25 protein-coding genes and 2 tRNA genes are annotated in these 18,011 nt (G+C 61.1%); 12 read left to right on the top strand and 15 right to left on the bottom strand.

All coding sequences use genetic code 11. The annotated features are described in order from the left end of the window. Positions 1-195 precede the first annotated feature (195 nt). From SynA1524_RS09140 to SynA1524_RS09150, 3 genes are all read right to left on the bottom strand, one after another. Positions 196-462 carry a hypothetical protein gene (locus SynA1524_RS09140; protein ID WP_186497096.1) on the bottom strand — a complete coding sequence of 89 codons (267 nt, stop codon included), beginning with the start codon at positions 460-462 and terminating at the stop codon, positions 196-198. A 45-nt stretch (positions 463-507) separates the two neighbouring features. After that, entirely contained in the window at positions 508-1,485 is a 978-nt protein-coding gene (locus tag SynA1524_RS09145) for an extracellular solute-binding protein (RefSeq protein ID WP_186497107.1), read from the bottom strand. Between the two features lie 71 nt (positions 1,486-1,556). Next, positions 1,557-2,054 carry a YajQ family cyclic di-GMP-binding protein gene (locus tag SynA1524_RS09150; protein ID WP_186497110.1) on the bottom strand — a complete coding sequence of 166 codons (498 nt, stop codon included), beginning with the start codon at positions 2,052-2,054 and terminating at the stop codon, positions 1,557-1,559. Between the two features lie 57 nt (positions 2,055-2,111). Here SynA1524_RS09150 and SynA1524_RS09155 point away from each other — a divergent pair, with 57 nt between their 5' ends. Next, positions 2,112-2,564, top strand: coding sequence for an MAPEG family protein (locus tag SynA1524_RS09155; protein WP_186497120.1), 453 nt, complete (start codon positions 2,112-2,114; stop codon positions 2,562-2,564). Between the two features lie 25 nt (positions 2,565-2,589). Here the strand turns inward: SynA1524_RS09155 and SynA1524_RS09160 are convergent, their stop codons facing one another. The 3 genes from SynA1524_RS09160 to ebsA are packed head-to-tail and all read right to left on the bottom strand — an operon-like array spanning position 2,590 to position 4,686. After that, positions 2,590-3,123 carry a DNA-processing protein DprA gene (locus SynA1524_RS09160; RefSeq protein ID WP_186497123.1) on the bottom strand — a complete coding sequence of 178 codons (534 nt, stop codon included), beginning with the start codon at positions 3,121-3,123 and terminating at the stop codon, positions 2,590-2,592. A 16-nt stretch (positions 3,124-3,139) separates the two neighbouring features. After that, a complete protein-coding gene (locus tag SynA1524_RS09165; protein WP_186497125.1) occupies positions 3,140-4,237 on the bottom strand; it encodes a phosphotransacetylase family protein in 1,098 nt (365 codons plus the stop codon). A 26-nt stretch (positions 4,238-4,263) separates the two neighbouring features. Beyond that, entirely contained in the window at positions 4,264-4,686 is a 423-nt protein-coding gene (gene ebsA, locus SynA1524_RS09170) for a type IV pilus biogenesis protein EbsA (protein WP_186497127.1), read from the bottom strand. On the opposite strand from ebsA, the gene SynA1524_RS09175 reads away from it, so the two are divergent. Then, positions 4,667-5,416 carry an SDR family oxidoreductase gene (locus SynA1524_RS09175; RefSeq protein WP_186497129.1) on the top strand — a complete coding sequence of 250 codons (750 nt, stop codon included), beginning with the start codon at positions 4,667-4,669 and terminating at the stop codon, positions 5,414-5,416. The genes ebsA and SynA1524_RS09175 overlap by 20 nt on opposite strands. Here SynA1524_RS09175 and map read toward each other — a convergent pair. Continuing rightward, entirely contained in the window at positions 5,397-6,236 is an 840-nt protein-coding gene (gene map / locus SynA1524_RS09180) for a type I methionyl aminopeptidase (RefSeq protein ID WP_186497131.1), read from the bottom strand. The genes SynA1524_RS09175 and map overlap by 20 nt on opposite strands. A gap of 54 nt (positions 6,237-6,290) precedes the next feature. Here map and SynA1524_RS09185 point away from each other — a divergent pair, with 54 nt between their 5' ends. From SynA1524_RS09185 to gltX, 6 genes are all read left to right on the top strand, one after another. Beyond that, positions 6,291-6,575, top strand: coding sequence for a PepSY domain-containing protein (locus SynA1524_RS09185; RefSeq protein WP_186497140.1), 285 nt, complete (start codon positions 6,291-6,293; stop codon positions 6,573-6,575). Between the two features lie 28 nt (positions 6,576-6,603). Beyond that, the gene (gene rplS / locus SynA1524_RS09190; RefSeq protein WP_186497142.1) at positions 6,604-7,074 is read left to right on the top strand and encodes a 50S ribosomal protein L19; all 471 of its coding nucleotides are present in this window, start codon (positions 6,604-6,606) and stop codon (positions 7,072-7,074) included. 62 nt (positions 7,075-7,136) lie between these two features. Then, positions 7,137-7,209: transfer RNA gene (locus SynA1524_RS09195), tRNA-Trp, on the top strand. 38 nt (positions 7,210-7,247) lie between these two features. Next, positions 7,248-7,436, top strand: a complete 189-nt coding sequence (locus tag SynA1524_RS09200) for an SH3 domain-containing protein (RefSeq protein ID WP_006043540.1) — start codon at positions 7,248-7,250, stop codon at positions 7,434-7,436. A 202-nt stretch (positions 7,437-7,638) separates the two neighbouring features. Continuing rightward, positions 7,639-7,712, top strand: a tRNA-Asp gene (locus SynA1524_RS09205). Positions 7,713-7,733: 21 nt separating this feature from the next. Next, on the top strand, positions 7,734-9,167 hold the full coding sequence (gene gltX / locus SynA1524_RS09210; RefSeq protein WP_186497144.1) for a glutamate--tRNA ligase: 1,434 nt from the start codon (positions 7,734-7,736) through the stop codon (positions 9,165-9,167). On the opposite strand, the gene SynA1524_RS09215 is transcribed toward gltX, so the two are convergent. The 5 genes from SynA1524_RS09215 to SynA1524_RS13255 all read right to left on the bottom strand — a co-directional run bounded on the left by SynA1524_RS09215 (position 9,114) and on the right by SynA1524_RS13255 (position 12,723). Further along, complete coding sequence (locus tag SynA1524_RS09215) at positions 9,114-10,379, bottom strand: cation:proton antiporter (RefSeq protein WP_186497153.1); 1,266 nt, start codon at positions 10,377-10,379, stop codon at positions 9,114-9,116. The two genes, gltX and SynA1524_RS09215, sit on opposite strands and share 54 nt — an antisense overlap. After that, complete coding sequence (locus SynA1524_RS09220) at positions 10,369-10,614, bottom strand: hypothetical protein (protein WP_186497155.1); 246 nt, start codon at positions 10,612-10,614, stop codon at positions 10,369-10,371. The genes SynA1524_RS09215 and SynA1524_RS09220 overlap by 11 nt, the downstream gene beginning before the upstream one ends. After that, positions 10,614-11,216 carry a DUF1643 domain-containing protein gene (locus tag SynA1524_RS09225; protein WP_286188552.1) on the bottom strand — a complete coding sequence of 201 codons (603 nt, stop codon included), beginning with the start codon at positions 11,214-11,216 and terminating at the stop codon, positions 10,614-10,616. The genes SynA1524_RS09220 and SynA1524_RS09225 overlap by 1 nt, the downstream gene beginning before the upstream one ends. Then, the gene (wecB, locus tag SynA1524_RS09230) at positions 11,185-12,297 is read right to left on the bottom strand and encodes a non-hydrolyzing UDP-N-acetylglucosamine 2-epimerase (protein WP_186497159.1); all 1,113 of its coding nucleotides are present in this window, start codon (positions 12,295-12,297) and stop codon (positions 11,185-11,187) included. Before wecB ends, SynA1524_RS09225 begins: the two co-directional genes overlap by 32 nt. 261 nt (positions 12,298-12,558) lie before the next feature. Then, entirely contained in the window at positions 12,559-12,723 is a 165-nt protein-coding gene (locus SynA1524_RS13255) for a hypothetical protein (RefSeq protein ID WP_502707895.1), read from the bottom strand. Between SynA1524_RS13255 and SynA1524_RS09235 the strand changes: the two genes are divergently transcribed. Next, positions 12,682-13,560 carry a type IV pilus twitching motility protein PilT gene (locus tag SynA1524_RS09235; protein WP_502707921.1) on the top strand — a complete coding sequence of 293 codons (879 nt, stop codon included), beginning with the start codon at positions 12,682-12,684 and terminating at the stop codon, positions 13,558-13,560. The two genes, SynA1524_RS13255 and SynA1524_RS09235, sit on opposite strands and share 42 nt — an antisense overlap. Here the strand turns inward: SynA1524_RS09235 and SynA1524_RS09240 are convergent, their stop codons facing one another. Beyond that, positions 13,561-13,740, bottom strand: coding sequence for a chlorophyll a-b binding domain-containing protein (locus SynA1524_RS09240; RefSeq protein ID WP_186497161.1), 180 nt, complete (start codon positions 13,738-13,740; stop codon positions 13,561-13,563). Positions 13,741-13,777: 37 nt separating this feature from the next. Then, positions 13,778-14,842: a tRNA (adenosine(37)-N6)-threonylcarbamoyltransferase complex transferase subunit TsaD gene (gene tsaD, locus SynA1524_RS09245; RefSeq protein WP_186497171.1), complete on the bottom strand. Its 1,065-nt coding sequence runs from the start codon at positions 14,840-14,842 to the stop codon at positions 13,778-13,780. 79 nt (positions 14,843-14,921) lie between these two features. Here tsaD and SynA1524_RS09250 point away from each other — a divergent pair, with 79 nt between their 5' ends. Then, entirely contained in the window at positions 14,922-15,398 is a 477-nt protein-coding gene (locus tag SynA1524_RS09250; RefSeq protein ID WP_011128694.1) for a photosystem I reaction center subunit III (PsaF), read from the top strand. Positions 15,399-15,430: 32 nt separating this feature from the next. After that, the gene (psaJ, locus tag SynA1524_RS09255) at positions 15,431-15,547 is read left to right on the top strand and encodes a photosystem I reaction center subunit IX (RefSeq protein ID WP_007098612.1); all 117 of its coding nucleotides are present in this window, start codon (positions 15,431-15,433) and stop codon (positions 15,545-15,547) included. A gap of 59 nt (positions 15,548-15,606) precedes the next feature. Here the strand turns inward: psaJ and gmk are convergent, their stop codons facing one another. Beyond that, a complete protein-coding gene (gene gmk, locus SynA1524_RS09260) occupies positions 15,607-16,155 on the bottom strand; it encodes a guanylate kinase (RefSeq protein ID WP_186499598.1) in 549 nt (182 codons plus the stop codon). A gap of 87 nt (positions 16,156-16,242) precedes the next feature. On the opposite strand from gmk, the gene SynA1524_RS09265 reads away from it, so the two are divergent. Continuing rightward, positions 16,243-17,937: an Rqc2 family fibronectin-binding protein gene (locus tag SynA1524_RS09265; protein WP_186499600.1), complete on the top strand. Its 1,695-nt coding sequence runs from the start codon at positions 16,243-16,245 to the stop codon at positions 17,935-17,937. Positions 17,938-18,011: the final 74 nt, after the last annotated feature.

Below are 18,011 nucleotides of genomic sequence, written 5' to 3' on the forward strand. Positions count from 1 at the left end.
AACACGGTATTTACCACCGCGAGGTCCGATATGGATGACATCAGAGTCGGACATTGACGATATGGCAACAACCTTTGGCGAATCGATTTGGGTGATATCAGCCTTTACCTGGGGTTTGAAAATGTTCCGGCCCGTCCTCAAAAAAAGAAAAGTTGCGATGGTCATTTTGGGTCAAATTCAGATTGGGTTCAAACTTCATTGTCCGGAGGGGTCAATAGGTGGAGTCAGAGACGTGGGATCCAACATGGCCATCACGCGCTCCCATTCAGCTTTGTCAATCAAACCACCCTCAAGAAGCTGGTTGAGCACCCGTGGATCAATGGGCAAATGCGTGAGATCCTTCACCGACTGACAAGCCTTAAGGGACTCCACCAAAATCGTCTGGGCTGCCAATTCAGGCGTCAGCCCAGGGAAGCGCTCCTGCATGTCATCAATCATCTTTGCTGCAGCATCCTTATCCATCATCCTTCAAAGAATCAGTGCATCGTATTCATTCAAGTGTAACCATCACTCCCCGATCTTATTCACCGCAGATTTCGACTTCGCCAGAATGTCACCCCGCAGAGGTACAAAACCAAGCCGTGGGGCCACATTTTGTGCTTCATCACTCAACATGAAGTTGAACACTTCTTTAATGGTGGCTGCATCAGGACCATTGCCCCGCTCATAGGCCAACACCCAGGTGAGTGTCGAGATTGGATAAGCACCAGATGCTGTTGGATTCGGATTCTCCCCAGCCAGATTCTGATCGAGGGTGATCTGGTTCAAGGCAATGGCACCTGCCTCAACGCTTGGCTTGACGAACTCACCAGCCAAATTCTGCAACGCAGCTGCTTTGACCGAACCACGGATGTACGACTGATTGAGATAACCAATCGCCCCCTCCCGCTTCTTGATCACAGCTGCAACGCCAGCATTACCCTTGGCACCAACACCACTGGGCCAGTTCACCGCTTTACCGGTTCCCAACGTCCAGGACGATGAAAAGGCTGCCATCGAACTGGTGAAGGCCTTGGTGGTTCCAGAGCCATCGGATCGATGAACCCAGCTGATCGGTCCGGCGGCACAACCCAACTCCGACCAATCCTTGATTGCAGACATGGCCACCTTCACCGCCTGCTCTTGGGTGAGTTGCAAATCACAGCCGGGTTTATTAAATCCGAAGGCAATGGTGCCTCCGATCATCGGAATCTGAACAACTCCACGCTTCACCTTGCGGCGATCACGGCTGATCATCGGGTCATCCGATGCACCGAAATTAACCGTTTGATCTAGATAAGCCTTGCGACCAGAACCGGAACCGATGGCCTGGTAATTAACCATCGGACCATCGTTTCCGGCCAGCATGCCGAACCAACGCTGATAGATCTGCGCAGGGAACGTTGCTCCTGCTCCGGTGATCCGCCCAGACGCCAAAGCAGAACCGCTCAGGCTGAGCAGCAGAACCGCGCCTGACACGACTGAGGGTCTGATCAGGTTGTTCATGCTTGGTTCAATACCTTCGCTTAATCGTAAAGCGATCCAACCGACTTGTCCTCCCCTTCAACAAACCTGAATCAGCGGTAGTTCTCAAACTGCAGCGGCACATCCAATTCGTCTTCCTTGCTCTTGACCAACTGAATCGCTGCCTGCAGATCGTCCTTGCTTTTGCCCGTGATCCGCACACTCTCGCCCTGAATCGCCACGGTGACTTTTTTCAATTCGTCGCGCACGATCTTGCTGAGCTTCTTGGCGATCTCCTGGCTGAGGCCCTTACGCAGTTTCACCACCTGCTTCACCCGATTGCCACCGACACTCTCAGGGGTTTGAAAATCGAAGATCTTCAGCGACAGATTGCGCTTTGTGGCCTTGGTCCGCAGCACATCTTCCACCGCCTGCAAGGTCATGTCACTGGCCGTGGTGATCACCAGTTCGGTTTCCTCCAGCTCAATCTCCGTGTTGGAGTCCTTGAGGTCGTAGCGGTTGCCGACATCACGTCGCACCTGATCAAGGGTGTTGACCAGCTCCTGACGGTCGAAGTCGGAGACCACATCAAAGGACGATGTGCTTGCCATGACTCGCGTTCGTTCCAGCCCCCAGCTTAGAAAGGCCCCGATTCACGGATCATATCGATGTCTCTGCTGCAGCTGTTCACCGCCACGGATGCCGCTCCCTATGCCTGGTCCCTGGTCCTGGCCGGCGGAACTGTTGTCGCCAGCATCATCCCCCTCGGGGCCGCCCGTTCGGCTGCGAATTTCGAGATGAAAGACATGGCCGCCCCCCGGGCCATGTTCGAGCGATTTCCAGCCTGGGGCAAACGGGCCAGCTGGGCCCATCAGAACAGCTTCGAAGCCTTCACCCTTCATGCACCGGCAGCGGTACTGGCCTTAATCGCCGCGCTGCACACCGGCCCGCTGCCCAGGCTGGCGGTCACCGCCGCCTTCCTGCATCCAGCCCTAAGGCTGGCGTACATCGCGGCCTACGTCGGCAACGTGCCCCCCGTGCGGGGGCTTTGCTGGGCCACGGGACTGCTCTGCAGCGGCATTCTTTACAGCGAAGGGCTTAAAGCATTGCTCAATGGTTGATCCCGAACGGATGATTCAGAACCGATTAATCGAAATACAGAAGACTCACCACTTTTCCCATATCTTCCGCAGTTCTGGCGCTCGCCAACAGGGTTTCACTGTCATGAAAGGCCAGGCAGATCAGTTGGTCGCAGCGGTTGATGATCTCCTGGTTGCAGAGGCTGCTGGCCATCGGTAAGGGCAAATCGTCCTGTTCAGGCTTCTCAACCAGATGCAGCACTCGGTCGAGCAGGTCGCGGATTTCCGTGGGCTGCCTATCCAGGCTCTGGGGCAGCAGCACTGTGAGTTGAGAGGCATCCACATCCAAACAACCACGAATCACAGCAGCATTGACACCCTGGGAACCGGATGTGATCAGCGAGTGACCCTCTTGCACCAACGAGCGGGCCACCAGTTCAACCAGGTGAATAGCAACGACGGGAACATGCCGGCTGCCAAGAATGGCGATTCGTCGTTTGCCCTTGTCCTGCAACAGCGCAAGTTCCTGCGCAAGGGTGTCGACCCGATCGAGAGCTGGAAGATCCAGTGACTGACCCAAGGACAACTCGCCGGCCTTCATTGGAAGCTAGCAACCATCAGGCGTCGTGAACCGGCAGGTTCAGAGCTGAAAACAGGCGGTCCAATCGACAGTGCTCTTCCACCAGACGGAAGGCATAGGTGGCCTTCACGGCTTCATGCAACCGCACATGGCCGAAAGCCTGTTCAATCACCTCGACCGTGGCCAGCGTGTCGTGGTCAACCTTGAGCAGAGGAACATCCAGCTCCTCCGCACGGCTGATCAATTGCGGCAGCGGTTCACCGGCACCGGTGAGGATCAGACACTGGGTGGAAGCCTCCAACGCCGCGAACTGGATGTCGGTGCGGTCCGCTCCGGTGACCACAGCCATATTGCGGCGACGGCGGAAAAACTCCATGGCGGAGTTCACATTCATCGCTCCGATGCTGAGGGTCTCCACCAGCAACTCCTGGCGTTCCTCGCAGCAGATCACACGGGCACTAAGGCGCCGCACCAATTCACCCACCGTGACGCTGCGCAGCAACGGTGAACGCGGCATCACACCAAACACCGGTAAACCCAGGTTTTCAAGAGCTGGAACCACCTGCCGCTCGAGACTCTCCACCTCACCAGGGGTAACCGCATTCAGCACAACCCCCACCAGGCGATTACCCAGGGTCTGCTTGGCCGCCAGCAGCGCATCAACACTGCAGCTGTCCTGCCAGAGATGCACCAGCAGAACACCGGCATCCAGGCCCTCCGCCATCTGAGGCAGGCTCAAGCCATAGAGCAGTCCCTCCTGAAGGCTGCCGGCGCATTCCAGCAGGGTCAGTCCGTCATCGTCTGCAATCTGCTGGCGCATGGCGTCGAATCCATCGCCAGCCTGCAGATCCCCCTGGCCAAGGCGCTGGGTTGCGGTGGTGGGAGACAACAGGTGCAGCGACGGGATCAGCCGGTCGGCCGCGAGTCCCAGGGTTTCACTGACAAAGCGGACGTCGTCGTCGATCAGGGGCTGAGGCAGGGGACCTTTGTTGGGATCCCAATCCAGGCTTGTGGCCAGCGGTTTGCCGAAGCGGACCTTTTGCCCCTCCTGTGTGAGCTTCTGAGCAATCCCGAGAACCAGAGCGGACTTACCGCTGAAGGGCTCACAGGATCCGATCAGCAGCGTCGTTCCCATGAACCGCGGGTCTTTAACCAGTGAATCTAAGTGTCACCACCCTCCAGGTCTGTACCAATGAGCAACCAAGTCCAGAACGCATCAGGAAGGTCCCGATTCCCTGCCTCCCCAATGGAGCACTCCATCAACCACAGCACCAACTGATGGGTGACCAGCTCGAAGCGGTAGGGCTGGACGGTGGTCTCCGGTAGAACCAGTTGGCAGGTTGCGATCTCCAGTGGGGCATGGCCGCCCTCCCAACTGAGTTGAAACGCATGCCCGTCCATACCCTCCCGTGGACGGATCCCCCGAAACTCGCCCGCCAGCAGTGTCTGCAAGGCGGAACGAAGATACCGCTCTCGCGTCAGGCCGCCGCAGTAGGGCGCGAACAGGGCCAGCAGGGCAACATCAGACACAGACGCGGACACCGGCGAGCGGTTGCCCACAAGGATGGCCCAAGCTGATTCCATGGAACAGTCCTCAACAAGCAATCACCGCTGGAGGGGGAGCCGTGTCGGCATCACCGGAGCCCGCGGGGCTCTCGGGCAAGCGTTGGCCAGCCGTTTTCGACAGGCCTGTGCCGTGGTGACCGGGTTCACCCATGGGGATCCACCCAGCGGAACCGACGGGCCAGTGGATCACTGGGTCTCGTGGAGCTGCGGCCAGGAGGAGGCTCTGATGCCCCACCTCGAAAACCTGGACGTGCTGGTGCTGAACCACGGCATCAATCCTCAGGGTGATCAACGCCCAGGGACGATGAGCAAGGCACTGGAGGTGAATGCCTTGAGCAGCTGGCGAATGCTGCAGTGCTGCGAGCGTCTCTGCCACGAACATGCGACGCATGCGCTTGAGGTGTGGATCAACACCTCCGAAGCCGAAATTCAACCGGCCGTGAGCCCGGCCTATGAGCTGAGCAAACGATTGCTCGGACAACTGGTGAGCATGCGTGGGGCCACTCGCTCTGCTGAGGAGCGCTCACAGCTGGTGCTGCGCAAACTGGTGTTAGGCCCGTTCCGCTCAGACCTCAACCCCATCGGCGTGATGACTGCCGACTTCGTGGCAGGGCAGGTGCTTTGGCAAGCGCGCATGGGAGCCCGCTTGATCATCGTCACGCCGAATCCAATGACTTATTTGCTAATGCCGCTAACGGAAATTGGGCGACGGCTCTACAGCCGTGCCCTCAGTCGCCCCGATCGGTGAGGATTTCGCAGCCGTCAGTGGTGACAAGAACGGTGTGTTCCCACTGAGCCGAGAGTGATCCATCACGGGTCACCACCGTCCACCGATCCTTCAGGGTGCGGCAGGCTTTGCTGCCGGCATTAAGGATCGGCTCGATCGCCAGCGTCATGCCTGGACGCAGCGTGACATTCGGCAGTTCATCGGTGCGGAAGTTGAACACCGAAGGCTCCTCATGCAGATTTCTGCCGACGCCATGGCCGGTGTAGTCCTCAACGACGCTGAATCCATTGGCCTTGACGTGGTCCTCAACGGCACCGGCGATGTCCAGAAGCGTGTTGCCAGCTTTGACCTGGTTCAATCCAGCCATCAGCGATTCCTGAGCCACACGGCTAAGGGTCTGCGCCTCAGCCGACGAGTCGCCCACACAAACGGTGATGCAGCTATCGCCGTGGTATCCCTCGAAGTAGGCGCCGGTATCCACCTTCAGGAGGTCTCCCTTGTGAATCACTCTCTTGGCATTGGGAATGCCATGCACCACTTCGTTGTTGATGCTGGCGCAGATGCTTGCGGGAAAGCCGTGGTAACCCTTGAAACTCGGGGTAGCGCCCATCTCTCGGATCCGCTTTTCGGCAAAGGCATCAAGGTCGCCGGTTGTCTGTCCCGGCTCAACCATGGCCATCACTTCACGCAGCACTGTGGAGACGATGCGGCTGGCCTCGCGCATAATTTTGATCTCGCGGGCCGATTTGATTTCCACCCCCCGACGCTTCTGAATCCGGGGTCCAGTGGCTGTTGCGCTCGGAGCCTGAGTGGTCGCCAGTAAGTCTGCGAATAAATTCATCAATCACCTTCTATATGCGTCACGCTATCAACTGCAACTGCTTCGAGGTTGGCCATGAGCCTGCTTGTGCGGGTGCGCGAACTGCATCGGGCCGTTGCCCCGTTGGTGTTGCTGCCGCTGTTCGTCACCGTTTGCTCAGGGGTTGGCTACCGACTTGCCCGCGACTGGTTGGGCTTTGAGCGTGACCAGGTGCATTGGCTGATGACCCTGCACGAAGGGGAGTGGCTTGGCTCCACCCTGGAACCGGTGGTGGTGCTGCTGAACGCCCTGGGGCTGCTCTGGATGCTGATCAGTGGTGCCGGATTACTGATTGAACGCTGGCGTCGGAAGGTACACTGATTGTTTGGCGATTCAACGCGGAGCTGGGATGGCAGCCGATCCGAAGGACACGACGGTGACGGAAGAAAACACCGAAACCGCAGCGGAAGCTGTGGCTGAGGTGGAGACCGTGGCAAGTGCTCCGACAAGCCCAGCACAGAAGCTCAGCGCCGAAGCCTTGATCAAGGCCTTCGAAACCGAACAGATGAAGAGCGATCTGCCTGAGATCTACGTCGGCGACACCGTTCGAGTTGGCGTCCGCATCAGTGAGGGGAACAAAGAACGAGTTCAGCCCTACGAAGGGGTGGTGATCTCCAAGCGCCACGGCGGGATGAACCAGACGATCACCGTACGCCGCATTTTTCAGGGCATCGGCGTGGAGCGGGTATTCATGCTCCACAGCCCTCAAGTGGCCAACATCAAGGTTGAACGGCGCGGTAAAGTACGTCGGGCGAAGCTTTTCTATCTGCGGGAACGGGTGGGCAAGGCCACCCGCGTGAAGCAGCGCTTCGATCGCTGAGGTTTCGGCCTCGTTCAATCAAGTCGCTGACATCCTTGATGTCGGCAGGGGTTCATCGCCTTGCGCCGTTAGTTCAGTTGGTAGAACGCAGGTCTCCAAAACCTGATGTCGGGGGTTCGAGTCCTCCACGGCGCGTCCGATGAATCCCGTTGTGTAGTTTCCCGGTTCTGAGCATGGAGTTGGATCTTCAACCTGGTGATGTCGTGAAGGTGCTCGAGTCAGCCGCCCTCGGCTGGGTTCGTGCCCGCGTGATTCGCGTCAAATCAGGTGGACGCGTGGTCGTGCAGAGCGATCAAGGTCGGGAGTTCACCGCCCGAGGCAATCAAGTCCGGCTGATTGAGCCTGCGGGCTTCCGTCCCTGATCGCTGAGCGGCTTCATCCGCAAACCCCCGATGACTTCGTCCTTGGGGGTTTTGTTGTGCCCAGACTGCAACAATGCTGATCAGCACAGCAATTGAACGGAATTGTTGACGGAGGGCAGGGCGAGGGTCAATACTGATTTGGTCGCGCAGGCGACACAGATCAGATTCCACAAGGCGAGTCCTTCGTGTCTGAGTCAGGTCTGGGACCGTAGTTCAACCGGTTAGAGCACCGCCCTGTCACGGCGGAAGTTGCGGGTTCGAATCCCGTCGGTCCCGTTCTCACCACCCGAAACCGCAATGGTGCGCGTTCGTCTGGCCCCCAGCCCCACGGGCACGCTTCACATCGGTACAGCACGTACAGCTGTGTTCAACTGGTTGTATGCACGGCGCCAGCAGGGGTCGTTCCTGCTGAGAATCGAAGATACCGATAAAGAACGATCCAAGCCTGAATACACCCAGAACATCCTTGAGGGTCTGCGCTGGCTTGGAATCGACTGGGATGAAGAGCCGTTGATCCAGAGCGAACAGGTGCAGCAGCACCGTGCCGCGATCGAAACGCTCTTGAAGAAGGGTCTGGCCTATCGCTGCTATGCCAACGAGGCCGAACTGGACTCCATGCGCGAGGCCCAGAAGGCCAGCAACCAGGCACCCCGCTACGACAACCGCCACCGCAATCTCACCCCGGAACAGGAAGCGGCCTTCCAGGCGGAAGGACGGGACGCTGTGATCCGTTTCCGCATCGATGACAACGCTGAGATCCGCTGGAACGACATGGTGCGTGGCGCCATGTCCTGGCGTGGTGCGGACCTCGGTGGTGACATGGTCGTGGCCCGCAGGGCTCCTGCCGATCAGATCGGAGATCCCCTCTACAACCTCGTGGTGGTGGTGGATGACGCCGCCATGGCCATCAGCCACGTGATTCGCGGCGAAGACCACATCGCCAACACCGCCAAGCAATTGCTGCTCTACGAGGCCCTCGACCTACCGGCACCGACCTTCGCCCACGCACCCCTGATCCTGAATGCGGAAGGCCGCAAGCTCTCCAAACGGGATGGAGTGACCTCAATCAATGAGTTCCGCACTATGGGGTACACCGCAGAAGCAATCGCCAACTACATGACCCTGCTGGGCTGGTCGGTGCCCGAAGGAATGGAGGAGCGCTTCACCCTGCCTGAAGCAGCAGCGGTGTTCAGCTTCGATCGAGTGAACAAAGCCGGTGCGCGCTTTGATTGGGACAAACTCAACTGGCTCAACGGACAAGTGCTGCACGCCCTGCCTGCGCAGCAGCTCCTGGATGACCTTCGTCCGCTCTGGGCAGAGCAAGGCTGGACGCTGCCGGATAACAGCGACTGGGGGCTGGAGCTTTGCGAGTTGCTGGGACCATCCCTAACGCTGCTCAAAGACGGGGTGGAGCAGGCGACGCCGTTCTTCAAATGTCCTGATCTTGAGGACGATGGTCTGCGCCAGCTGGAAGCTGACGGGGCTCGGACCGCTGTGGCTCAACTGCTGCAGATCCTCGAGGCCGAGCCCTGGGATGGCAAGGACACCGATCGCGCCAAACAGCTTCTGGCGGATGCCGCCAAGGGAGCAGGCGTCAAGAAAGGCGTGGTGATGAAATCTCTTCGCGCAGCCCTGCTCGGACGACTGCAGGGTCCTGATCTGATCACCACCTGGTGTCTACTGGCCGGGATCGGGGAGGACCTCCCCAGGTTGCAGCGATGCCTCGCCTGACGACGTCGTCTCGTCACCGGAATCTTCGATCAGTCCCAGGGCGCGGGCCAGCGGTTGAGCCGTGAGGCCCTGGAGGCCAACGGTCATCAGGATGGTCAGGAAGACCAGGCCCTGCAGGCGACCAGCACCGAGGATTCCAGCCTGCTCCAGCCTGATGGCAAACAAGGACGCCACCGACGCAGTGACGATCCCCCGTGGTGCCAGCCAGCCGAGAAAAAGCTTCTGGGGGAGATTGAGCGGTAGGCCCACCGTCGCCACACCCACCGCAATGGGGCGGACCACAAGCATCAGCACGAGAACGCAGCTGATTCCACCCCAACCCAATGGGCTGAGTTCTGCCCAGGACACGTCGGCGGCAAGCAGCGGGAACAGCATCGTGATTGCCAGTTGCGCCAATTCCTGGATCAGACCATCAAGATCAGCGGTGTGCGCTGTCTGGCGACGACCGACCACGATCCCCGCCGCCACAGACGCCGGCAGAGCCGATTCCGGCAACAGCCACTCGCTGATGCCGTACATCAGAAACAACATTCCCAGCGTGAGCTGCAGTGGCAGGCCGGAGGACTGATCGGGCTTCAGCCGCTGCAGCAGTTCCGACAGCAACCACCCCACACTGGCGCCGATCAGGACCCCCCCACCGAGGCGTTCCAGCAGACCCAGCACCAGTTCGCGCCAGCCGTGCAGGTTGCCAAGGACCAACTCCAGCAGCAGCAGCGCCAGCACTGCACCAATCGGCTCGAGCACCAGGCCCTCCGCTTCGAGCACATCCCCCAACGGAGCAGCCAGGCGGATCTGACGCACCAGGGGTGTCACCACCGTGGGGCCGGTGGCGAGAACGATGGCGCTGAACACCGCAGCAACAGACCAGCTCAGACCGGCCAGCCAGTGGGCCGCCAGCAGCCCTGCACCGAGGGAAATCAGCAACCGCAGCACAGCAATCCGCTTCACGGTCGCCCGGATCGTGTCCCCCGGCAGTCGCAGGTTGAGGCCGCCATCAAACAGCACCAGGCTCACCAGGAGGCCAACCACCGTGCCAAGACCCGGGCCCAGATCCAATGGCTCCACCAGACCGAGGCCGGACCGACCGATCAACATCCCGGAGAGCAGCAGCAACACAACCCCCGGCAGTCCTGAGACCGCCGCCAGCAACCGTGCACCGGCCCCGGCGAACACCGTGACGCCCCAAAGGAGACCCAGACGCTCAGGCGTCATCGACGGATGAGAACTGAGGTTCCACGCGAAGGCCGATCACCGCTTCCGGCCGCACCACCAGATACTCGCCGTCCAAATCACTGAACGGCACGTTGACGAAGCCGCCTTGCCCTTCGGCGTTCACCACGCCCTGATACCACTCCTGAAACAGCTCCAGCTTGGGGAAGAACACCCGCTCGGTCTGACCTCCCACCAGATGGAGATGCACGGCATAACGTCGTGGGGTTCGGGACATCAGTGCTGAACGGAGACCGCTGGAGTCTCCTCAGGATGCCCGATGGCATCAGGTCCTGCCCATCGGAATGGTTTCAACAGCAATCCCCGCGGGGCGTAAAGAGGGTGGCGCGGCTGGCAGGAGCGGGTGAGCGCGATGGCCTGAGGCCCCGGCGCGAGCGGAAACCGCTCAGCCCGTTGCTGCACAACAGGCTTCAACAGGTCCATCACCTCTTGCGCACGATCAAACCGGCCACCGCTATTACCCCAGCCACACCAGAGCGCCCAAGCCTCCTGGTGCGCCCATAACTGGCACCACTGCAACAACGCACTGTCGCTGTCCAGCCCGACGGGATCGCGGCAGCGCCACAACACGGAGGGGGATGGAGAGATGCGGGCAAACAGATTGACCACCACCAGGGCGTCATAGCCCCAGTCCCCTGCGAAGCCGATCAGACGGCGCAAGGTGGGATCGTCCCGCTCTGCATCAGCCCGAGACGGATTCAACCCCAGAAAGATCAAAACCCTGCCGCCCGGCCGCCAACGTCGCGTTAGCCACCAGCGGAAGCAGCCGTCGGCACTGATGCTGGCGTCAGACCCCCAGATGGGCCCGGCTGAGCTCAAGGATGCGCTGACTAGCCTTGCCATCACCAAAGGGGTTAACAGCCCTGGACATCGCCTCGTAGGCCGCAGCGTCGCTGAGCAACCGTGAAGCTTCCTCCAGAATGGCCCCAGGCTGAGTGCCAACGAGTCGCGCCGTGCCTGCATCCACCGCCTCTGGCCGTTCAGTCGTGCGGCGAAGCACCAGCACGGGCTTCCCTAGAGCCGGAGCTTCCTCTTGCAAGCCGCCAGAGTCGGTCAACAGAAGGGTGCAACCCTTCATGGCCGCCACCAATCGGTCGTAGTCGAGCGGTTCAGTCAGCACAACCCGTGGGTGATCCCCCAGCAGGGCCTGCAGCGGTTCGCGCACGGTGGGATTGCGATGCAGTGGCAACAGCAGCGCCGTATCGGGGTGGCGATCCAGCACCTGCAGCATCCCTGAGGCGATGTCCTTCAGCCGCTCCCCCCAGTTCTCACGGCGGTGAACTGTGGCCAGGATCACCCGCTGGTTGTCCCAGTCGAGACCATCGAAGCTGATCTGCGGTGCCGTTTCCGCCATCAACAGCAAGGCATCAATCACGGTGTTGCCGGTGACGCTCACCTCACCCACGACCCCTGACGCCCTGAGATTGGCCTCCGCTTTCTGCGTCGGTGCGAAGTGCAGGGTCGCGATCTGTGAAAGAAGCCGTCGATTGGCTTCTTCCGGGAACGGATCCAGCAGGTTGTCCGTGCGCAGGCCGGCTTCGACATGGCCCACGGGGATCTGCTCATAGAACGCCGCAAGGCCAGCTGCGAAGGCAGTGGTGGTGTCGCCTTGCACGAGCACCAGCTGAGGTGGGTAAGCCTGAAAATCCTCCCGCAGACCCTCCAGGGCTGCACAGGTGACGTGCGTCAGAGTCTGGCGCGGTGCCATCAGATTCAGATCCCTGTCCGCTGTGAGCTGGAACAGGTCCATCACCTGGGACACCATCTCCCTGTGCTGACCAGTCAGCACCACCCGGGTGCGCACTGCTGAGGAGTTCTGAAAAACCCTGATCACCGGAGCAAGCTTGATGGCCTCCGGTCGGGTGCCCAGGACGATCGTGACCCGGGGCTGCTCCGTCATCACCGTTAGTGCAGTGACCGGATCTTACGGCTCATATTCAAGAAGGACTTGCCAGCGGAGCCATCGGGACGATCCTGAAAGCACTCCCTTGAATCGCCGTGGCCCAGCCGGTCTTCCCCCCCCCAGCTTCCCGCCGCGACCAAGAGCGTCATCGCAGCCAGCCGTAGCACCGCCCGCTGGACCGCCAACGTCAACACCCCATGGCGCACCCAACCTGGAGGCCATCGTCAAGATCGCCCACGAGGAAGGACACTCCGACGTTCATCTCGGCGTTGGCGAAGTGCCGCGGTACCGGGCCCGCGGTGAGATGCAGAGCACCGAATGGCCCGCCACCGACCTTTCCACCTTTAGGGGTGGCTGCACGAGATCCTGTCCCCGCAGCAGATCGATTCCTTCTTCCGCGAAAAGGAGTTCGACGGCTCCCATGCGTTCCCCTTCGTGCGCATCCGGATCAACCTGCTCGATTCCTTGCGGGGCCCGGCGATGGTGCTACGGCTGATCCCTCAGACCATCCTCACGATGGAACAGCTCAAGCTGCCTGAGGTGCTCACCGAACTGGCCGGTCGCCCCAAGGGTCTGATCCTGGTGACAGGCCCCACCGGTTCCGGCAAAAGCACCACCCTCGCCGCGATGATCGACTGGATCAATCGCAATGAAACCCGCCACATCCTCACGATTGAGGACCCGGTGGAATTCGTGCACGACAGCAAACGATCCCTGATCCGGCACCAGGAGGTGGGGATGCACACCCTCAAATTTCACAACGCCCTACGTGCCGCCCTGAGGGAAGACCCCGATGTGATTCTCGTCGGGGAGATTCGCGACCAGGAAACCCTCTCCACCGCCCTGGAAGCCGCCCAGACGGGTCACTTGGTGTTCGGCACCCTTCACACCAATTCAGCGGTGAAAACCGTCGAGCGGGTTCTGGGGATGTTTCCACCCGAAGAGCAAGACAGCGTGCGGCGTTCCCTCTCGGAATCGCTACAAGGGGTCATCGCCCAGGGACTGATCCGCACCACCGACGGAAAACGGGCAGCCTTCCACGACATCCTCATCAACACGGATGCCTGCAGGGACTACATCCAACGCGGAGCCCTGGATCAGGTGGAAGAAATTTTGGAGCGCAGCAGTTTTGATGGAATGGTGACCACCAACCAATCCCTGCAAGCGCTCGTCGAAGCTGGGCGTGTGGAGCCCGACAAGGCTGTGGCCGTCAGTCTCAAACCCAATGAGCTGGCCCAGGTCCTGCGGGGAAGGAGTTGATCAGTTCCCGGCAAACACTCGGACGAGCAGCACAACCGCCAAACCGGCTGACAAGCCGATCATGGCCAGTCGTCCGTTCCAGATTTCAGCCTGCGGTGTGAATCCACGCTTCCAGGCATTCAGTTCGTCCGACCCGACGGGCTCAGCGACGCCACTGGTCTTTTCGAGTTGCTCAGCCATGCCCTCAGTGCCGTGCGCCAACACCCTACGAGTGTTTTCAAAAGGCTGGCTGCTCGTTGTAAAGCTGGTCCGCATGATCCAGGGGGCAGCGCGCCGACACCCCGGTCCTCCAGGAGCAGCCCCGGACGCCAGCGTCCCAACGCAACAGGGCAGCCGCACCGATCATGGCGGCGTTATCGGTGCAATACGACAGCGGTGCCACCGAGACCCGCACCCCCACGGCGTTGGAGCGCTGCTCCAGGGTTTGTCGCAACCGGCGGTTGGCCGCCACACCACCCACCATCACCAGCTCTTCAAGGCCATGGTCCATGGCACACCGCAAACTGCGCTCCACCAGAACGTCCACCACCACCTGCTCAAAACTGGCGGCAAGATCAGCCGTCGGCAGCGGACCTGACTGAGCCTCCACGGTGCGCAGCATGGCCGTTTTCAGCCCGCTGAACGAAAAGTCATAGGGATGGAAGCCTCCCTCTGGCAGGGAGATACGCCCCTTCGGCAACTTGAACCGACGACCATCACCGCCCTCAGCCGCTGCCTGAATGGCCGGCCCGCCCGGGTAGCCAAGGCCAAGCAAACGCGCCACTTTGTCGAAGGCCTCCCCTGCAGCATCGTCATGGCTGCGGCCAAGCCGCTGCATCACCCCATCCGCTTCGACGCGGATCAGTTCGGTGTGCCCACCGCTCACTAGCAGCACCAGATAGGGCAGTTGAGGGCGACGCTCCGCCAGGTGCACCGATGCCAGATGTCCTTCGAGATGGTGCACCGCCAGGAAGGGGCGGTCATGCAGCGCTGACAAGGTGCGTCCGGTCACAGAGGCCACCATCAGCGCGCCGGCCAACCCTGGCGTCACCGTGGCGGCAATCGCATCAACCTCGTCGAGGGTGGAACCCGACTCCTCCAACACCTGCTGGATCAGCCCCGGCAACGCTTCCACGTGACGACGCGACGCGATCTCCGGCACAACACCGCCCCAGCGGGCATGCTCTTCCACTTGCGAGGCAATGCGTGCCGATCGAACCTCGAATTTTCCATCGGCATGTCGGCAGACCAAGGCCGCTGCCGACTCGTCACAACTTGTTTCGAGGGCTAAGACTGATGTCATCGGGGTGGGGGCCCTCCCCTACTGTCCGCAAGTGACATCCTGCCCTTCAAACGGCAGTTTACAAACAGGAATCGTTCCGATGCGTCGTCTCTTCGCCGCCCTGCTCTCGGCCCTCCTGGTGTTCGGCTTCGCTCCCGTCGCCAAGGCTGATGTGGCCGGCCTGACCCCCTGCTCCGAAAGCGCCCGCTTCCAGCAGCGCGCCGCTGCTGCCACAACGCCCCAGGCCAAGGCTCGTTTCGAGATGTACAGCCAAGCTTCCTGCGGCGATGACGGCCTGCCCCACCTGATCGTTGATGGCCGCTGGAGCCATGCCGGTGATTTCGTTTACCCCGGAATCATGTTCCTCTACGTGGCCGGTTGCATCGGCTGGGCCGGCCGTGAGTACCTCAAGGCAACCCGGGGCAAGAACGCCGCGATGAATGAAATTCAGATCGACCTGGGCATTGCTTTCAAGAGCCTTCTTGCTGCAGCGACCTGGCCCCTGGCTGCCTTCGGTGAGTTCACCAGCGGAAAGCTGCTGGAGGACGACAACAAAGTGACCGTCTCCCCACGCTGATCTCCAACAACATTCCACCCAACTAACGACCCATGCAGAAATTCCTCACCACCGCTCCAGTGGTCGCTGCCATCTGGTTCACCCTGACCGCCGGGATCCTGATCGAGTGGAACCGTTTCTTCCCCGACCTGCTCTTCCACCCCATGTGATTGGGGTCTTCTCCAACATCAAAAAAAGGGGGGCCTCATGCCCCCTTTTTTTTGTGCCATCAACCCAGCCCCATCAACCCTTCCAGCTTCAGCAACGCCTGGTCAAGATCGTCGTTGACCACCACAGCATCGAATTCACCCTGAGCGCTTAGCTCCTCGCGAGCCCGCAGCAGACGCCGCTGGATCGCTTCCTCTGAATCGGTGCCACGGCCGCGGATGCGACGCTCGAGTTCCTCAAAGCTGGGGGGTGACAAAAAGATCTGCCGGGCCTTGGAGAAGCTGCGTCGCACCTGTCTCGCTCCCTCCAGTTCGATCTCCAGCAGCACAGGCCGCCCGGCCTGCAACTGCTGCTCCACAGGGTCCCGGGGAGTTCCGTAGCAGTTTCCGGCAAATTCAGCCCACTCCAGCAATCCACCCTCTTGAACAAGGGCATCGAATCGCTCCCGGCTGTGGAAGAAGTAACTCTCCCCCTCACGCTCTCCCTCCCGAGGCGCACGGGTGGTGGCCGACACTGACACCCAGATGCTGGGGTGCCGCGCCAGGAGGCGTTGCACCAACGTTCCCTTACCGACGCCGCTCGGCCCGGTGATCACCGTGAGGGTGCCCATGCCGTCTGACATGACTGCTTCGTCGTGGGCCAGCAGAGTAGGAAGCCCCCTGAACGACGGGTGACCAGCACGGCACGGCTTCAGTTGATGGACCTCACCACCCTGCGGGCGGTGCTGAGTGATCTTCGTCCCAGGCTGCTGCCCAGCCGGTTCGAAAAGGCTCAACAACCGGATCCAGCCACCCTGCAACTCGGGTTCCGCAGCCTGCAGGGCATGCTCTGGCTGGAGCTGAGCTGGCAAGCGGATGCTCCGCGATTGGTTCAGATACCACCGCCTCCGCGGCAGGGTGCCGGCAGCACCCTTTCACAGCAGATCCAGCACAGCCTCCGCCAGATGGCGCTGATCGAGCTGGTTCAAACGGGGTTCGAACGGGTGGTGGAGTTCCGGATGGCACCAAGGCCCGGCGATGCCATCCAGCGCGTGCTGGTGCTGGAACTGATGGGCCGCCACAGCAACCTGTTGCTGCTGGACGAGCAACGGCAGGTGGTTGCCCTGGGCCGTCAGGTGCGCGACCACCAGTCCCGGGTTCGTCCCATCGGAACCGGTGATGCTTACCTCCCCCCGCCACCCCTGCAGGGACAGGCCCCCAGTTCCACGGAAGGCTTTGAGCGCTGGCGAGACCGCATCCGCCTCCTGCCACTGCCCTTACGCAAGGCCCTGCCGCAGGCCTACCAAGGCATCAGTCCTCCCCTGGCCAGGCAACTGGCCGGGGAGCTGCTGACCACCTCAGTGGAGCAGCTTGAACAATCCGCATGGTGTGAGCTGCATCGCCATTGGCAGGCCTGGCTGGCCTGCCTCGAGAAGGAGCAATTCACACTTGTTCTTGATGCCAAGGGATATCAGGTCTGGTCGAGCCATCCTGATCAATCCGGCGACGCTGAAGGCAACGAAGGCAACCTGGCTCTCGCCCTGGGGCACTGGTATCGAACCCGGATTGACCAGCGCGATCTGCAGCGGGCCTGCGACGAGCTGCGTCAGCGTCTGAGCCGCTGGCGATCCAAGGAAGACCTGGCTCTGGAGGATCAGCGCAGGCGACTGGCCGCCTGCGCCGACAGCACCGATCTGCAGCAGCAGGCGGATGCCTTGCTCTGCCTGCCCGCGCCGAATCGCGACGAAGTGGATCTGGCCCAGAAGCTCTACCGACGGGCCCGCAAGCTGCGGCGATCCAGCAACGTTCTTGAGGAGCGCATCCTTCACCACAACAGTCGGCTGCAGCTGATCAACGGCAGCGAGGCCTTTATCGATGATCTGCAGGCGGCGGCCTGGCAACCCATGGCGGCACGCCTTGAAGCCCTCAGCGATCTACGGCGGGAACTGGACGAGCTGCTCAATCCGGTGGGACGCCAGGAGCGCAAGCAGCGCCAGCAACAGGGCACACCCCAACCCCTGGAAGTCACCAGCCCCAGTGGCCTTGTGCTGCAGGTGGGCCGCAACCATCGCCAGAACGACTGGATCAGCCTGCGCCAGGCCCGTAGCGGTGACCTCTGGTTTCATGCCCAGGAATGTCCCGGCAGCCATGTGGTGCTGAAAAGCTCGGCAGGTCTGGCGGATGACGACGATCTGCAGCTGGCCTGCGACCTGGCGTCGTATTTCAGCCGTGCTCGCGGCAACGTGCGAGTGCCCGTCGTGATGGTGCCAACGGATCATCTGCAGCGGATCGCCGGTGCAGGCCCAGGCACCGTTCGCCACAGCGGCGGTGAGGTGCGCTGGGGTGAGCCACTCCGTGCCGAGACCCGGCTCAGCAGCCTCGAGGCTTCTAGCCTGGCCAGCAGCAATGGCTGACGCGTCGGCCAGACCAGCCATCCCCTCCGTGCCCGACAGTTCCGACGGTCCAGTTCTCAAGCCCCCGCCGCCGA

This window comes from Synechococcus sp. A15-24, from assembly GCF_014280195.1.
Lineage (GTDB): Bacteria > Cyanobacteriota > Cyanobacteriia > PCC-6307 > Cyanobiaceae > Parasynechococcus.

Excerpts from the sequence above, each read along its gene's own strand:
- gmk (WP_186499598.1), bottom strand. The coding sequence starts at position 16,155 with ATGGGCACCCTCACGGTGATCACCGGGCCGAGCGGCGTCGGTAAGGGA.
- SynA1524_RS09175 (WP_186497129.1), top strand. The coding sequence starts at position 4,667 with ATGGCCCAAGCTGATTCCATGGAACAGTCCTCAACAAGCAATCACCGC.
- tsaD (WP_186497171.1), bottom strand. The coding sequence starts at position 14,842 with ATGACATCAGTCTTAGCCCTCGAAACAAGTTGTGACGAGTCGGCAGCG.
- SynA1524_RS09265 (WP_186499600.1), top strand. The coding sequence starts at position 16,243 with ATGGACCTCACCACCCTGCGGGCGGTGCTGAGTGATCTTCGTCCCAGG.
- SynA1524_RS09150 (WP_186497110.1), bottom strand. The coding sequence starts at position 2,054 with ATGGCAAGCACATCGTCCTTTGATGTGGTCTCCGACTTCGACCGTCAG.
- gltX (WP_186497144.1), top strand. The coding sequence starts at position 7,734 with ATGGTGCGCGTTCGTCTGGCCCCCAGCCCCACGGGCACGCTTCACATC.
- rplS (WP_186497142.1), top strand. The coding sequence starts at position 6,604 with ATGGCAGCCGATCCGAAGGACACGACGGTGACGGAAGAAAACACCGAA.
- SynA1524_RS09145 (WP_186497107.1), bottom strand. The coding sequence starts at position 1,485 with ATGAACAACCTGATCAGACCCTCAGTCGTGTCAGGCGCGGTTCTGCTG.
- SynA1524_RS09220 (WP_186497155.1), bottom strand. The coding sequence starts at position 10,614 with ATGTCCCGAACCCCACGACGTTATGCCGTGCATCTCCATCTGGTGGGA.
- SynA1524_RS09250 (WP_011128694.1), top strand. The coding sequence starts at position 14,922 with ATGCGTCGTCTCTTCGCCGCCCTGCTCTCGGCCCTCCTGGTGTTCGGC.
- SynA1524_RS09160 (WP_186497123.1), bottom strand. The coding sequence starts at position 3,123 with ATGAAGGCCGGCGAGTTGTCCTTGGGTCAGTCACTGGATCTTCCAGCT.
- SynA1524_RS09240 (WP_186497161.1), bottom strand. The coding sequence starts at position 13,740 with ATGGCTGAGCAACTCGAAAAGACCAGTGGCGTCGCTGAGCCCGTCGGG.
- SynA1524_RS09165 (WP_186497125.1), bottom strand. The coding sequence starts at position 4,237 with ATGGGAACGACGCTGCTGATCGGATCCTGTGAGCCCTTCAGCGGTAAG.
- SynA1524_RS09140 (WP_186497096.1), bottom strand. The coding sequence starts at position 462 with ATGGATAAGGATGCTGCAGCAAAGATGATTGATGACATGCAGGAGCGC.
- SynA1524_RS09215 (WP_186497153.1), bottom strand. The coding sequence starts at position 10,379 with ATGACGCCTGAGCGTCTGGGTCTCCTTTGGGGCGTCACGGTGTTCGCC.
- SynA1524_RS13255 (WP_502707895.1), bottom strand. The coding sequence starts at position 12,723 with ATGGGAGCCGTCGAACTCCTTTTCGCGGAAGAAGGAATCGATCTGCTG.
- map (WP_186497131.1), bottom strand. The coding sequence starts at position 6,236 with ATGAATTTATTCGCAGACTTACTGGCGACCACTCAGGCTCCGAGCGCA.
- wecB (WP_186497159.1), bottom strand. The coding sequence starts at position 12,297 with ATGACGGAGCAGCCCCGGGTCACGATCGTCCTGGGCACCCGACCGGAG.
- SynA1524_RS09155 (WP_186497120.1), top strand. The coding sequence starts at position 2,112 with ATGTCTCTGCTGCAGCTGTTCACCGCCACGGATGCCGCTCCCTATGCC.
- SynA1524_RS09200 (WP_006043540.1), top strand. The coding sequence starts at position 7,248 with ATGGAGTTGGATCTTCAACCTGGTGATGTCGTGAAGGTGCTCGAGTCA.
- SynA1524_RS09185 (WP_186497140.1), top strand. The coding sequence starts at position 6,291 with ATGAGCCTGCTTGTGCGGGTGCGCGAACTGCATCGGGCCGTTGCCCCG.
- ebsA (WP_186497127.1), bottom strand. The coding sequence starts at position 4,686 with ATGGAATCAGCTTGGGCCATCCTTGTGGGCAACCGCTCGCCGGTGTCC.
- psaJ (WP_007098612.1), top strand. The coding sequence starts at position 15,431 with ATGCAGAAATTCCTCACCACCGCTCCAGTGGTCGCTGCCATCTGGTTC.